13 protein-coding genes are annotated in these 13,405 nt (G+C 72.0%); 7 read left to right on the top strand and 6 right to left on the bottom strand.

The window, feature by feature from the left end; translation table 11 throughout:
* Nucleotides 1-79: 79 nt before the first annotated feature.
* From ACQEUU_RS08505 to ACQEUU_RS08485, 5 genes are all read left to right on the top strand, one after another.
* The gene (locus ACQEUU_RS08505) at nucleotides 80-514 is read left to right on the top strand and encodes a hypothetical protein (RefSeq protein WP_433062553.1); all 435 of its coding nucleotides are present in this window, start codon (nucleotides 80-82) and stop codon (nucleotides 512-514) included.
* Nucleotides 511-1,350 (top strand): hypothetical protein, encoded by an 840-nt coding sequence (locus tag ACQEUU_RS08500; protein WP_433062551.1) that lies wholly within the window; start codon nucleotides 511-513, stop codon nucleotides 1,348-1,350. Before ACQEUU_RS08505 ends, ACQEUU_RS08500 begins: the two co-directional genes overlap by 4 nt.
* Complete coding sequence (locus tag ACQEUU_RS08495; protein WP_433062548.1) at nucleotides 1,350-1,709, top strand: YbaB/EbfC family nucleoid-associated protein; 360 nt, start codon at nucleotides 1,350-1,352, stop codon at nucleotides 1,707-1,709. Before ACQEUU_RS08500 ends, ACQEUU_RS08495 begins: the two co-directional genes overlap by 1 nt.
* A gap of 12 nt (nucleotides 1,710-1,721) precedes the next feature.
* Complete coding sequence (locus tag ACQEUU_RS08490) at nucleotides 1,722-2,006, top strand: YbaB/EbfC family nucleoid-associated protein (RefSeq protein ID WP_433071780.1); 285 nt, start codon at nucleotides 1,722-1,724, stop codon at nucleotides 2,004-2,006.
* 359 nt (nucleotides 2,007-2,365) lie between these two features.
* Nucleotides 2,366-2,962, top strand: coding sequence for a transglycosylase SLT domain-containing protein (locus ACQEUU_RS08485; RefSeq protein WP_433062546.1), 597 nt, complete (start codon nucleotides 2,366-2,368; stop codon nucleotides 2,960-2,962).
* Nucleotides 2,963-3,037: 75 nt separating this feature from the next.
* Here the strand turns inward: ACQEUU_RS08485 and ACQEUU_RS08480 are convergent, their stop codons facing one another.
* The 3 genes from ACQEUU_RS08480 to ACQEUU_RS08470 form a co-directional block, all read right to left on the bottom strand.
* On the bottom strand, nucleotides 3,038-5,077 hold the full coding sequence (locus ACQEUU_RS08480; protein ID WP_433062543.1) for a serine/threonine protein kinase: 2,040 nt from the start codon (nucleotides 5,075-5,077) through the stop codon (nucleotides 3,038-3,040).
* A gap of 95 nt (nucleotides 5,078-5,172) precedes the next feature.
* On the bottom strand, nucleotides 5,173-6,336 hold the full coding sequence (locus ACQEUU_RS08475) for a S8 family serine peptidase (RefSeq protein WP_433062541.1): 1,164 nt from the start codon (nucleotides 6,334-6,336) through the stop codon (nucleotides 5,173-5,175).
* Nucleotides 6,337-6,411: 75 nt separating this feature from the next.
* Nucleotides 6,412-6,684 carry a WXG100 family type VII secretion target gene (locus ACQEUU_RS08470; RefSeq protein WP_270153731.1) on the bottom strand — a complete coding sequence of 91 codons (273 nt, stop codon included), beginning with the start codon at nucleotides 6,682-6,684 and terminating at the stop codon, nucleotides 6,412-6,414.
* 192 nt (nucleotides 6,685-6,876) lie between these two features.
* On the opposite strand from ACQEUU_RS08470, the gene ACQEUU_RS08465 reads away from it, so the two are divergent.
* On the top strand, nucleotides 6,877-8,622 hold the full coding sequence (locus tag ACQEUU_RS08465; protein WP_433062536.1) for an acetyl/propionyl/methylcrotonyl-CoA carboxylase subunit alpha: 1,746 nt from the start codon (nucleotides 6,877-6,879) through the stop codon (nucleotides 8,620-8,622).
* A 222-nt stretch (nucleotides 8,623-8,844) separates the two neighbouring features.
* On the top strand, nucleotides 8,845-10,221 hold the full coding sequence (locus ACQEUU_RS08460; RefSeq protein ID WP_433062533.1) for a hypothetical protein: 1,377 nt from the start codon (nucleotides 8,845-8,847) through the stop codon (nucleotides 10,219-10,221).
* Between the two features lie 212 nt (nucleotides 10,222-10,433).
* On the opposite strand, the gene ACQEUU_RS08455 is transcribed toward ACQEUU_RS08460, so the two are convergent.
* The 3 genes from ACQEUU_RS08455 to ACQEUU_RS08445 all read right to left on the bottom strand — a co-directional run bounded on the left by ACQEUU_RS08455 (nucleotide 10,434) and on the right by ACQEUU_RS08445 (nucleotide 13,312).
* On the bottom strand, nucleotides 10,434-10,820 hold the full coding sequence (locus ACQEUU_RS08455) for a hypothetical protein (RefSeq protein ID WP_433062531.1): 387 nt from the start codon (nucleotides 10,818-10,820) through the stop codon (nucleotides 10,434-10,436).
* Between the two features lie 264 nt (nucleotides 10,821-11,084).
* Nucleotides 11,085-13,028 carry an ABC transporter ATP-binding protein gene (locus ACQEUU_RS08450; protein WP_433071779.1) on the bottom strand — a complete coding sequence of 648 codons (1,944 nt, stop codon included), beginning with the start codon at nucleotides 13,026-13,028 and terminating at the stop codon, nucleotides 11,085-11,087.
* Nucleotides 13,029-13,114: 86 nt separating this feature from the next.
* Entirely contained in the window at nucleotides 13,115-13,312 is a 198-nt protein-coding gene (locus tag ACQEUU_RS08445; RefSeq protein WP_433062528.1) for a hypothetical protein, read from the bottom strand.
* Between the last annotated feature and the right edge of the window lie 93 nt (nucleotides 13,313-13,405).

Raw genomic sequence — 13,405 nt, 5'->3', positions numbered from 1 at the left:
AGTAACGGCGGCGTGAACACTGCCCTTCAACTGGGCAAACACCGAAATTTCCGGCGAGGCGCACTGGTACAAAGATCACGTGTCGACTGATCAGGAGCCCGCGCTGACCAGCCCGTGCCCGCACGCCCCCGGATGCCCGCCACCCGTCTGCCTGCCGCCGGCGCTGCTGCCCACCACCGCCGCCGGGACGCGGACCACACCCGTCCGCGATCCGGGCGGCTCAGGCCAGTCCGGCTACGAGACCGCCATCGGCTACCTCGACAGCTTCGCCGGCACCATGACCGAGGCCGCGGAAGGCGTGGGTCTGGTCAGGCAGCGGACACCGCGCTTCGAGGGGTGGAACCTGGCTCCCCTCGCCGGGGTGCCCGTCGTCGGCCTGATGTTCGTCAACCGGTTCAACACCATCGCCGACACCTGGAGCGACAGCGCGGGCATCCTGCGCGACGTCCTCGTCACCGACGCGGGCAAGATCAGCAGGTCCGCCCTGAACTACCGGCGGGCGGAGCACCGATGACCGAGCCTTCGGGGCTGGTCGTCCCCGGCCGGACCACTCCCCCGCCGGGTGTCCAGCAGCTCCACCTGACAGACACCCGCGGCAACGTCACCAGGACCGTCCAGGTGCCGCCCGCCGCCACGCGCACCGACCCCGGCTTCTTCAAGCGCCTGGTCACCCAGCTCAACCCGCTGCGGCAGACCACCAGGGGCGCGATGCTGCTGTCCGGGCTCGGCGGGGGCGCGCTCGCCATGGACGTCGCCGCCACCGCCAACCTGGGCAACCCCTTCCTGTTCTACGACCGGCGCGAGACCTGGAAGGAGATGTCCGGCTCGCTGGAGGGCGACCGGGCGAATCTCTGGCGCGGCTATTTCGACGACGTCTCGCCCCACTGGAAGGGGCAGGCGGCCGGGATGCTGCAGCAGTACATCAGGTTCAACGTCAACGGCCTGTTCGGCCAGCTCGGCAAGGTCGGGGACGAGATGAGCGGCGCCATGCACGGTCAGTTCAAAGAGGTTCTCGAGTACGACCTGTCGGTCATCGGGCTGTACGCCGGCTCCGCGCCGATCCTGCGCACCCTGACCTCCATGAGCGCGCAGCCCGTCGCCCGGGTCGCCCTGATGACCCAGGTCGGCGTGTTCACGACCGCGCTCGGCAACCTCGTCAAGCAGTTCGCCGACGTCTACAACTCGTACGAGGGCGACCTCAACAAGCTGGAGCTGAAGCTGAACGACCTGCGCGGGGCCTTCTACGAATCCGGCGACCCCGGGCGAGGAGCACGCGATCTGCGGTTGTCGCCGACCATCGAGGACCCGGGCGCCGTGCGGGACCTGTGGGTGCCCGCAGGGGAGGCGTGATGAGCGGGCCGGACGCCTGGGACGGCGACCTCGCCGCCCTCCTGCGTGAGGTGGACGGCTGGGCGGCCGGGCTCGCCCGCACGCTGGACGAGCTGGCGCGGGAGCGGCTGGAGGGCACCGACGCCACCGGCGCCGTCCGGGCCCGGGTCTCGGGCACCGGCCGGTTGACCGGGCTGGACATCGACGCTCGGGGCCTGCGCGACCTGGACCACGAGGGAGTGGCCTGGGCCGTCAAGGAGGCCGTCGCGGCGGCGCGGAGCGCACTCGGCGACCGGCTGACGGAGCTGACCGGCGGCCCGGTGGACGGCGCCACCGATCCGCTGGCCGCCCACGTCGAGCGTGTCATGCGGGAGGGGTGAACGGTGCGGGAGATGGAAGAGGCGATGGCCCGCTTGGAGGAGCTGATCGCCACGGCGCGGCGGGCCGAGCGGGCGGCGGCGGAGTGGCGCGCGCGCCGGTTCACCGGAAGGGCCGACGAAGGCCGCGTCGTCGCCGTCACGGACGCCCTCGGCACCCTGCTCGACCTGCGGGTCCATCCGCTGACCCGGAGCCGCGCGGACGCCCGCCGCCTCGCCGACGCCATCCTCGCGGCCATCACCGCCGCCGAGAACCAGGCAGAAGCCGCCAGGACCGACCTGCTCCCGCGCCTCCCCTGACCGGGTTCGGGGGAAGGCGTTCCGGCGTTCGGGGCAAGGCGTTCCGGCGCGGGAAACGGTCAGAAAACGCGAAACCCCCTCCGGATCACCGGAGGGGGTTTCTGCCGGGTGGGTCAGCCGCAGTTGGCCCAGCCGGTGCGGACGCCTTCGTCCTCGACGCTGCCGGCGAAGCGGACGCACTTGCCCTTGGCGGGCGCCTTCACCGGGCCGGCGTAGTACTCGTAGTTGCCCAGCGCGGTCTTGGCAACGTAGAAGCCCTCGCCGCAGACCTGGACGGCTCGACCCTGTCCCGCGCCCTCGTCGGACGCGCCGTCGGCTTCCCGTTCCTGTCTTCCGTCACGGTCACCGTCGGCTGCGCCGTGGTCTGCTGCGGCACCGGCTGGGTGGTCACCAGGACCGGCGTGGGCACGGTGCTCAGCTCGGGAGTCGCGGGCGGCTGCGACGTCCAGTGGACGCGGGGCGGAAAGCGCCACAGGGAGCCCGGCGGGGCGGACTTCACTCCCGGTGACAAGAAGCCCGACTGGAGCAAGGTCCCCGGCTTCCGCCCCACCTTGGACGACGCCCCCGCCACGGAGCCGGGCGGTCAGACCCCCGCCTCGGCGTCCCCGACCGGCTCCGGCACCCCGGACAACGGCGACGGCGCAGGCCCGCCGTCCTCGTACGGCGACGTCCCCGCGCCGAAGCAACAGGCGATCATCCACCACGAGTCCAGCGGCAACCCGAACGCCATCAACACCTGGGATCAGAACGCGCGCGACGGCGTGCCGTCCCAGGGGCTGATGCAGACCATCCCGCCCACGTTCGACAAGCACCATCTGCCCGGCTACGACAAGATCCGGGAGCCGGTGGACAACATCATCGCCGGGGTGCTCTACACCTACAGCCGCTACGGCAGCCTGGCCGAGCACCCCGGCATCGCCTCGCTGGAGCGCGGAGGCGGCTACAGGCCCTACTGACGTCACCGGGCGGTGAAACGCCGCGAAACAGCGAAACCCCTCCGGACGCACCGGAGGGGTTTCGCATCGCTCAGGTCAGGTGCACTTGGGCAGGTCGTCGTGCACGGTCTCGAGTCCGACGCCGCCGGAGAACCGGACGCACTTGCCCTTGCCGTAGTGCTTGACCGGACCGGCGTAGTACTCGAAGTTGCCCGTGGCGGACGGCTTCCCATGGCCGTGCACGTCGAGGGTGATGCTCACCGGGGAGGCCTTGCCGATCTCCATCCTCTTCATCGTCACACCGCAGACCTGACCGCTCTTCTCGTTGTAGAGCAGGAAGATCTCGCCGCCGATGAACGCCTTGCTGCGCTGGACGTTGAAGCCCTCACCGCAGACCTTCTCGGGCGTGTGCGGGTTCTGCACCGGCTGTGCCTGGGTCGACGTGGCGGAGACGCTCGGGGTCGCCGTCACCGTGACCGTCGGCGTGGGCGTCGGGGTCGGCGTGGGGGTCGGCGTGGGCGTGACGGTGACGGTCGGGGTGGGCGTGGCGGTGACGGTGACCGTCGGGTGGACCATGTTCCGCGACCGCGTCGGCGTCGGCGTGGCCGTGGCGGTCGGGGTGTCCTCCCGGGCCTCGGGAGCGGTCACGGTCACCGTCGGCTGCGCGACCGGCTGGGTGACGATCGGGGCCGGGGTCGGCACCGTGCTCAGCTCAGGGGTCGCGGTGGCCTGGCCCTCCCAGTCGTTGGGCAGCACCATCGGGCCGACGCTGTCGGGGTCGGAGCTGGAGGGACTGGCCCACGGCACGACCACTTCGGACTGGTCCGGGGGTGTCTCGACCTGGGCGGGGGCCTGGCTGGGCACGCTCACGCCGTTCTCCACCTTGCCGGTGCCCGAGCCGCGCTGGTCCGCCCGCTCTCCCGCGGCGGCCGCCGGCTCGAACCGCTCGGGCGAGGCGTAGTGGTTGGCTCCCCACAGGCCCGCGCCGGACAGCAGCGCCAGTGCGCCGACGGCGGCGGCCAGCCCCATCGGGAACTTGCGCTTGGGCGTCGCGGAAACGGTCTGCGCGGGCACGGCCACCTGCGGCGGCTGCTCGCGCGGCGCCTCCCAGGCGGGGCCGGGCGCCGGGTGGGACCCGGGCGGGAGCGCCGCCTGCTGCGGCTCCAGAGGCGGTCCCCAGTTCTGCGCCGGCGGAACCTGCTGCGGAGGCATGCCCGCCACGGGCACGCCCGGAAGCGCGGCGCCCGGCACGGGACCCCCGGCCACCGGCACGCCCGGAAGGACGGCGCCCGCCACGGGCACGCCCGGAAGGACGACGCCCGCCACGGGCACGCCCGGCACGGGGACACCCTCGATCGGCTGGGACGGCGGCTTCTGGGTGGCCAGGGCGGTGCCGCGCTTGTCGCCGAGGAGCTGCAGCAGCGCCATGTCCGTGGTCGGGCGCTGGGCGACGTTCTTGGCGAGGGCGGACATGACCACCCGGCGCAGCGGCTCGGCCAGCTCGCCCAGCTCCGGCTGCCCGTTGAGCACGGCGTCCTCGTCCTGGCCGAACGGGGGCCGGCCGGTCGCGGCGAACACCACCGTCGCGGCCCAGGCGAAGATGTCGGCGTAGGGCCCGTACGCCAGGCCCCGGATCTGCTCCGGCGCTCGGTAGCCGAGCTCCCCGGCGGGCTCGCCGAGGTCGATGTCGGTCACTCGGGGGCCGTCGCCCCCGAGGATCACGTTGTGCGGCGTGAGCCCGCGGTGCGTGATGCCCGCCAGGTGGATCGCGGTCAGCGCGGTGAGCGTGCCGACGGCCACCCGCTCGACCGCGTCGGCGTCGAGGGGGCCGTCCTCGGCCACGACCTCCGCGAGGCTGCGTCCTTCGACGTGCTCGCGCGCCACGTAGACGTGGTTCTCGTACGTGCCCGCCTCCAGGGTCCTGGCGACGGAGGCGCTGGACACGCGCTGCACTCCGGTGTGACGGGCGAGGTCATCGCTGCCCGCCTCGGAGGAAGGCAATAACTTGACGACTCTCCATGGCGCGTCGTCGGACTCCTTGCCGAGGAAGGCCGAGCCTCGCGGCCCATCGGTCAAGCGTCCTGAGATGACGTACGCGCCGAGCTTTTCGGGATCACCCGGCCGCAGGGGGTGCATCTGCGTCCCTTCACTAAAGGCAAGATCTCGAAGGGACATTCAACCGCATCTGCCCCTTTTGTATCAGTACTTTCATCAGCCTTTACCGAATTCATTCACAATTTGTGATCAAGGCCGCGACCGGCGCGCCAGCCTCGCCTCCGGCCGAGCGGGACGAGCACCGCGAGGGCGCCGACCAGCGTGGCGGCGATCAGCGCGCCCGCCCCGATGACGGCGGCGACGGCGACGGCGGTCTCGTCGCGGGGAGGCACCTTGGCGATCGCGTCGGCCGGGAGCGCGGACGGCGGCGGTTCGGCGACCACCGGCACGTTCGCGGCCTCGTAGGGCAGCACCGCCGTGACCGCGAGCACCGGGTTCACCATGCCGGCCCCGGTGCCCGTGCCCGCCGTGCCGTCGGCGGTGGCGACGATGCGGCGGCGCACCTGCTCCTGGTTGAGCTGAGGGAAGCGGGCCCGGACCAGCGCGGCCGTGCCCGCGACGTACGGGGTGGCGTAGCTCGTGCCCTCCAGGCCGCGCATGTAGCTGCGCCCCGGCCAGGGGGCGGTGATGTCGATGCCGGGGCCGATGACGCCGACCGGGGTGGCGGCGTTGGAGGAGTCGACCCGGCCGCCGTCGGGCCCGGCCCCGCCGACCGACAGGACGCCCTCGTAGGAGGCGGGGTAGGCCGGCACGTCCTCGTCGTCCGGGCCGGTGACGTTCCCGGCGGCGGCCACCACGACGATGTCGTCGGCCAGCGCCCGCTGGACCGCGGCCCTCAGCGCCGGATGGTCGGAGGCGCGGACGGACACGTTGATCACGTCGGCCTTGGCGTCGACGGCGTTGTTGATCGCGTCGACCAGCTTGCTGATGCTGCCCTGGGGCTTGTTGCTCTGCTTGACCATCACGATCCTGACGTCGGGCGCGACGCCGTGGAAGGGCACCCCTTCCAGGTAGCGGGCGCCGATGATGCCCGCGACGGCGGTGCCGTGGCCGACGCAGTCGTGATGGCCGGTGTGGGTCTCGTCGATGATCTTGGCGATGCGCAGCTGCGGGTGGCCGTAGTCGACGCCGCTGTCGACGACGGCGACGGTCACTCCCCCGCCCCTGGTCAGCCGCCAGGCGCTCTTGATGTCGAGCCGTTTCTGCGCCCAGGGCTCAACGGCGGGCAGCTTGAGCGTGCCCTTCTCCGGCTTGCACTGGTCAGGCGCGGCGGCGGCCACCGCCGGCGCCGCGACGACGTGCAGGGCCAGCAGACTCGCCAGGAAGGCGCGACCGATCATGTCGGGAAAGCGTAGCGTGCCCGTTTCGCGCGCGCGGGAAGCCCCGGCGACGCCGGGGCTTCCGCGATGGCCGCGTCAGCGCGTCGCGGACTCGATGTTGCCCCGATAGGTGTCGATGACCCGGGACGCCTCGGTCAGCTCCTCGGTCATGCGCTGGAAGGCGGTCCGGTAGCTCTGCCACGCGCCCTGGAACTTCTGGGCGCCGGGGCCCGTCCAGGCCGTGCCGACCTTGGCGGCCTCCTTGTCCAGCGCCGCCATCGTGGCGCGCACGGCCTCGGACTGCTGCTTGAACTGAGCGGACATCGTCTGCATCTCTGCAGGGTCGCCGCCGAGCATGCTCTGGCTCACGCATACCTCCTGATTGGGGACGCCGGATCGGACGAAGCGCCCTCACCCTAGATGCGCCCTCACCGCCACGTCGGCCTCCATACCGAGCGGCTATGGTCGAATGCAGCACCATCTGGCCTGACCCACCTGTAGCTGATCGTTTTCGAGCACTTACACTCCCCCTCAGTGCTCGCCCAGGAAGGATGGATGTCGGTGCAGAAGGTTCTCATCGCCAATCGCGGCGAGATCGCCGTACGAGTGGCCCGCGCCTGTAAGGACGCCGGTCTCGGCAGCGTGGCCGTCTACGCCGACCAGGACCGCGACGCCCTCCACGTGAAAGTGGCCGACGAGGCGTACGCCCTGGCCGGTCAGTCGCCCGCGGAGACCTACCTCGACATCGGCAAGCTGCTCGACGTGGCCGCCCGTTCCGGCGCCGACGCGGTCCACCCCGGTTACGGCTTTCTGGCCGAGAACGCCGGCTTCGCCCGGGCGGTCATCGACGCGGGCCTGATCTGGATCGGCCCGCCGCCCGCCGCCATCGCCGCGCTCGGCGACAAGGTGCAGGCCAGGCACATCGCCCAGAAGGTGGGCGCGCCGCTGGTCGCCGGCACCAAGGACCCGGTGTCCGGGGTCGAGGAGGTCGTCGCGTTCGCCGAGGAGCACGGCCTGCCCATCGCGATCAAGGCCGCGTACGGCGGCGGCGGTCGCGGCATCAAGGTCGCGCGCCGCCTGGAGGAGGTCCCCGAGCTGTACGAGTCTGCGGTGCGCGAGGCGGTGGCCGCCTTCGGCCGCGGCGAGTGCTTCGTCGAGCGCTACCTCGACCGGCCGCGGCACGTCGAGACCCAGTGCCTGGCCGACAGCCACGGAAACGTCGTCGTGGTCAGCACGCGCGACTGCTCGCTGCAGCGCCGCCACCAGAAGCTGGTGGAGGAGGCGCCCGCGCCCTTCCTCAGCCCCGAGCAGCTCGGCATCCTCTACTCCAGCTCCAAGGCCATCCTCAAGGAGGCCGGCTACGTGGGGGCCGGCACCTGCGAGTTCCTCGTCGGCCAGGACGGCACCATCTCCTTCCTGGAGGTCAACACCCGTCTCCAGGTCGAGCACCCGGTGACCGAGGAGGTCGCGGGTGTCGACCTCGTCCGCGAGATGTTCCGGATCGCCGACGGCGAGCCGCTCGGCTACGACGACCCCGAGCTGCGCGGCCACTCGATCGAGTTCCGGATCAACGCCGAGGACGCGGGCCGCGACTTCCTGCCCGCCCCCGGCACGCTCACCGCCATGCGGGCGCCGTCGGGCCCCGGCGTGCGGCTCGACGGCGGCTACGAGGCCGGCATGACGGTGCCGGGCGCGTTCGACTCGCTCGTGGCCAAGCTGATCGTGACCGGCCGCACCCGCCGGGAGGCCCTGGAGCGGTCGCGGCGCGCGCTGGCCGAGTTCGAGATCGACGGCATGCCGACGGTGCTGCCGTTCCACCGGGCGGTCGTGTCCGACCCGGCCTTCGTCTCCGAGCCGTTCGCCGTCCACACACGGTGGATCGAGACCGAGTTCGACAACACCATCGCCCCGTACGCGGGAGCGACCGAGACCGCCGAGCCGGAGGCGCGCGAGACGGTCACCGTCGAGGTCGGCGGCAAGCGGCTGGAGGTCGTGCTGCCCGCGGGTCTGGGCGCGGGCGCGGCGGCGTCCTCCGGCGCCAAGAAGTCCCGGCGCGCGGCGGGCGGCGCGAAGAAGGCGGCGGCGGGCGGCGACGCGCTGGTCTCCCCGATGCAGGGCACGATCGTCAAGGTCGTGGCCGGCGACGGCGACACGGTGGCCGAGGGCGACACCGTGGTGGTGCTGGAGGCCATGAAGATGGAGCAGCCGCTGACGGCGCACAAGTCCGGCGTCATCACCGGCCTGGCCGCGCAGGTCGGCCAGACGGTCACGTCGGGGGCGACGATCTGCGAGATCAAGGAAGCGTGACGGCGCGGCGGGATCGGTCCCGATCCCGCCGATTCCCGAAATGCCGGACATGTGCGGTCGCTGCCCGGCCGTTCCCGGGACTTGCCGTGCGCCCGGAAGGTCGGGTGCGGATGTTCCCCGGGATCCGCTGTGCGCCCCGAACGTCCGGGGCGGGTAGCGTGCCAAGTGAGGAACTTTGCCGACCGCCCGTTCGTCCTCATGGGCGAAGGAGGCTTGCTGCCAATGACACATCCGCTGCGCCGCGCAGGGGCCGCGATCGCGGTTCTCATCGCCGGTCTATTCGTCACTCTTGCGCTGTCCCCTGCCGCCAACGCGGCGGCGGCGCCGCCCGATGCCCAGACGGTGCTCGCCCACTGGAAGAGCGGAGACCCCCTCTACGTGCAGTCGGGGTCAGCGCTCAGCTCTGACCAGCAGTCCGAGATCCGCGACGCGCTCAAGGACTCGAAGAACGACATCTATCTGGCCGCCTTGCCCGACAACACGGTGACCGACCCCGCCGCCTACATCAAGCAGCTCGGCGACGCGGTCTCCGAGGCCAAGAAGTCCGGTTCCGGTGGCCAGTTCACCGTGGCCGTGCTCGACGGCCCGTCGCTCTTCGCCGCCTCCAACTTCGGCAGAGCCGGCATGACCGACCAGCTGTCGAAGCTCGCCGTGCGCAACAACGACGACGTCGTGTCCGGCATGCAGGACTTCATCGCCCGGGTCAACCTCATGGCCGAGGGCAAGTCGCGCTCCGCGCTCGACTCCGGCCCGGTCAACGACGGCAGCGGCTTCGGCGCGCTGGCCACGCTGGGCGTGCTCGCGCTGGCCGGCGGTGGCGGCTACTTCCTCTACTCGCGCAACAAGAAGAAGAAGCAGGCCATCCAGGACGCCAAGGACCTGGCCGCCGTCAAGCAGACCGTCGAGGAGGACGTCACCAAGTTCGGTGAGGAGATCACCGCGCTCGACACCGACGTCGTGCTCTCCGGCGAGGGCGGCAAGCACATCGACGAGTGGCAGCAGGCCCTCGACTCCTACGAGAAGGCCAAGACCCAGCTCGCCGCGGTCGAGCGGGCCGACCAGGTCCGCGAGGTCACCGGCACGCTCGAGGAGGGCCGCTACGCTCTGGCGGTCGTCAAGGCCCGGGTCGACAACCAGCCGGTGCCCGAGCGGCGCGCGCCCTGCTTCTTCAACCCGCAGCACGGTCCTTCGGCGCGCGACGTGCGCTGGGCCCCGCCCGGTGGCGCGGTGCGCGACGTGCCCGCCTGCAAGGCCGACGCCGAGGCGGTGGAGCGCGGCTTCGACCCGCAGACGCGCGAGGTCATGGTCAACGGCCAGCGCCGCCCCTACTACGACGCGGGCCCTGCCTACCAGCCGTACGCCTACGGCTACTACGGTGGGTTCGGCGACATCATGACCGGCATGTTCATCGGCACCATGATGGGCTCCATGATGGGCTGGGGCATGGGCGGCATGATGATGGGCGGCATGATGGGCGGCGGCTACGACGCCGGCGCCGGCGACTTCGGCGGAGGCGGTGACCTCGGCGGCGGCGACTTCGGCGGCGGTGGCGGCTGGGGCGATTTCGGCGGCGGCGACTTCGGCGGCGGCGACTGGTAAGCCACACCCCGCACCCACACGAGCGCGCTCCCTCCGAGGGGCGCGTTCTCGTTTGTACGGAGGAGCATCAGAACGCCATCGCCGCCGACGGCGCCGCACCGCGGAGCAGCAGGAGGCATTCCGCCGGCCGGCCGCCGAGGTCTCTGAGACGCGAGCACCCCGTCGGCCGGCCCCGGACGCCTGCCGTCGGCTGACCGCCGACGGCTTGGCGGTCAGCCGGTCAGGCCGAACGCCTTAGGCAGTTCCTGCCGGACCCGGGAGCCCGCGCGGTCGCTCGCCTCCAGCCGCAGCGACACCGACGTCGCCTTCGCGGGCGCGGCGGGCAGGCGTGCCGAGCGCGTGTCGCCCTGGCCGGTCACCCGCAGGGCGGTCCAGGTCGCGCCCTCGTCGTAACTGACCTCCAGCTTCAGCCCGGCCAGCGACGAGCCCCGCCCGGTCCGCGCCTCGTGGTAGCCGGTGACCGTCACCACGGTGCCGCTCCCCTGCGCCTGGTTGCGCTCGTCGAGGGTGACGGCGTAGCGCACGTGCAGCAGCGGCTGGATCGCGCACGGCTCCCCGGCGGGGACGGCGGGGCAGGCCGCGATCGCCCGCGCGCTCAACCTCAGCCGCAGGCACCGTGCAACGCCGGGTGAACGAGCTCATGGGCCGCTACGGCGCCCAAACCCGCTTCCAGCTCGGGCTGCAACTCGGTCAGGAACGGTCACCGAGCCGTTCCGGGGATCGTTGCGACACGGTGACCGATCACTGACGAGGAGAAGCACGGTGAGACGCTCGGCCGGGCATCCTTGCCGAGCGTCTCGCCGTCCAGCCTTGGCGTCCTGGCCGGCTCCCGGTTCCTCGGCCGGAGCCGGCGTGCGGGGTCATCAGGGAGAGACCGGGTCCTGGTGCTGGCTGGCCTGCATCGTGTACAGCTCGGCATAGCGGCCGTTCAGCGCCATGAGGGTCGCGTGCGTGCCCTGCTCGATCACCTTGCCGCGGTCCAGCACGTAGATGCGGTCGGCACGGCGCACGGAGGCCAGCCGGTGGGTGACGAGGACGACCGCGCGACCCTCCTGGGCCAGATCGCTGACCCGTTCGAACACCTCGATCTCCGCCCGGGGGTCCAGCGCGGCGGTGGGTTCGTCGAAGATCACCACGCCGGCGTCGCGGTAGTGCGCCCGGGCGAGCCCGATGCGCTGCCACTGCCCTCCGGACAGCATGGTGCCGCCCAGGAACTCGGGCGCCAGCAACGTGTCCCAGCCCGCGTCGAGCCGCGAGACCACCTCGTCGGCCCGGCCGAACGCGGCCGAGGCGTCCAGCGCGGTCGCGTTCGGCGGGCGCGTCGATCGGCCGATCGTCACGTTGACGCGGGCCGTGAACGGCCACTCCACGAAGTCCTGCGCGACCAGGGCGACTTGATCGTAGAGGCTGCCACGCTTCACCTCGCCGGTGGTGAAACCGTCCCACCAGACCGCCCCGGCCTGGGGCATGTACAGGCCGACCAGGATCTTGGCCAGCGTCGTCTTGCCCGAGCCGTTCTCGCCCACCAGGGCGACGATCTCGCCCCTGCGGACGGTCATGTTCACGCCGGCCAGGGAGGGCCGCTCGTTGTTCGGATAGGTGAACCACAAGTCCTTGACGGTGATCTGGTCGGGCGGCGCGGTCAGCTCGATCGTTCCTCCGCGCATCGCCTCCGCCTCGGCCCGGTCGCACGCCTGCTTCCAGTCCTGGACGAACAGGCCCTGCTCGTACAGGTCGTTCACCGCCGACACCAGCGAGGTGAGATGGTGGGTGCCGGTGCGGATGGCGATCAGGACCGTCCCGGCCACGGCCAGCGGCACCGAACCCGACACGAGCAGCGCGCCCAGCACCCCGTACATCCCGAGCCTGGCCAGGCCGGCGACGCCGTCGGACATCAGCGTCGTGCGCGCCTCGAGGCCGGCGAGGCGGGCCTGTTCCGCCTCCGACAGGCGGGCCAGCCGCTGGTAGTGGTGGAGCAGGAAGCCGTCCGCGCGATGGGCGCGCACCTCCTCGGCGGGAGAGGCCCCGATCAGCAGCTCGGACAGGGTTTCGAGCTGCCGCTGCAGCTCCGTCCACCGCTTCATGGAGGTGAACCTGGCCCGCGCCATGCGCATCGCACCCCAGGCCGACGGGATCGTGACGGCCGCCATCAGCGGCAGCAGCAGCGGGTGCAGCACGGTCAGCACCCCGGCCGCGGCGACCAGCCCGGTCATCGCCTCCACCAGCGCGATCGCGTAGGCGGTTACCATCCGGGCCGACAGCGCGCCGCGCGCCGCGGCCGACATCAGATTGCGGAACTCGGCGTTCTTGATGATGACGAGTTCCACCCGCACGGCCCGTTCGAGCAGCCTGACCGTCGCGGCGCGGTCGATGCGGGGAGCGAGCTTGCCGTTCGTCGCGTCGCCCAGCGAGGACAGCACGCTGCGCGCCACCCCGCCGGCGGCCACGGCCAGCAGGACAGGAAGGGCGTCCATCAGCCGTTCCACGGTGGGCGGGCCGACGAGGAGCAGCTCCAGGGCCTCGTTCGTGGCCAGCAGCACCGCCCCCGTGGCCGCGCCCGCGAGCAGCTTCGCCGCGACGGCCACGGGCAGCAGCAGGTGCCCGGCGTGCCAGGCCAGCCCGAAACTGATCCGCATCAGCCTCGGCAGCCGCCACAGCAGCGTCCAGAAGCCGAGGTCGACTCCGGCCCCGTCGTGCTGGGCCCAGCCGGCGCTCATCCTGATGCCGCTGCCGAACAGCGGGTCGACCTCCGGGATGCGCACCCGGCCGTCGGCGCGGTGCCGGCCGGCGCGGGCGTTCGGCCGCATGCCGTCCACGCCTCTCCCCTCCAGGTCGATGCATGAAAAACCGGAGGGACGGAGCGTCCCTCCGGCCGGAACCGCCGGCGTGGTGCTCAGACGGGCCGCATGCAGCAGCGGCTCACGGAGTAACAGTTCCAGCAGGTGTTCGTGCACTGGGAGCTGCCGGGCACGCAGATGTACCCGCCGCTGTTGGACGCGTAGATCGTGGTGTCCTGCTGCCCGTCCGCCGGCACCACCTCCAGGTCCAGGTCGAACAGCAGGTCCTCGTCGGACAACGTCAATGTCGACATAGCACTCCTCATGGTCAGCTTGGTGGCGTTCCCGTCCCGCCGCGCCCGGGACGGGAACACGAAAAGGCCGCTCCCCGAGCGGAAAGCGACTGC

The organism is Nonomuraea sp. CA-218870, assembly GCF_050936535.1.
Taxonomy (GTDB): domain Bacteria; phylum Actinomycetota; class Actinomycetes; order Streptosporangiales; family Streptosporangiaceae; genus Nonomuraea; species Nonomuraea corallina.
The sequence above is the reverse complement of the archived record's forward strand: the minus strand, read 5'-3'. Positions and strand labels throughout refer to the sequence as shown.

Excerpts from the sequence above, each read along its gene's own strand:
- ACQEUU_RS08500 (WP_433062551.1), top strand. The coding sequence starts at position 511 with ATGACCGAGCCTTCGGGGCTGGTCGTCCCCGGCCGGACCACTCCCCCG.
- ACQEUU_RS08495 (WP_433062548.1), top strand. The coding sequence starts at position 1,350 with ATGAGCGGGCCGGACGCCTGGGACGGCGACCTCGCCGCCCTCCTGCGT.
- ACQEUU_RS08490 (WP_433071780.1), top strand. The coding sequence starts at position 1,722 with ATGGAAGAGGCGATGGCCCGCTTGGAGGAGCTGATCGCCACGGCGCGG.
- ACQEUU_RS08480 (WP_433062543.1), bottom strand. The coding sequence starts at position 5,077 with ATGCACCCCCTGCGGCCGGGTGATCCCGAAAAGCTCGGCGCGTACGTC.
- ACQEUU_RS08475 (WP_433062541.1), bottom strand. The coding sequence starts at position 6,336 with ATGATCGGTCGCGCCTTCCTGGCGAGTCTGCTGGCCCTGCACGTCGTC.
- ACQEUU_RS08460 (WP_433062533.1), top strand. The coding sequence starts at position 8,845 with ATGACACATCCGCTGCGCCGCGCAGGGGCCGCGATCGCGGTTCTCATC.
- ACQEUU_RS08450 (WP_433071779.1), bottom strand. The coding sequence starts at position 13,028 with ATGCGGCCGAACGCCCGCGCCGGCCGGCACCGCGCCGACGGCCGGGTG.
- ACQEUU_RS08445 (WP_433062528.1), bottom strand. The coding sequence starts at position 13,312 with ATGTCGACATTGACGTTGTCCGACGAGGACCTGCTGTTCGACCTGGAC.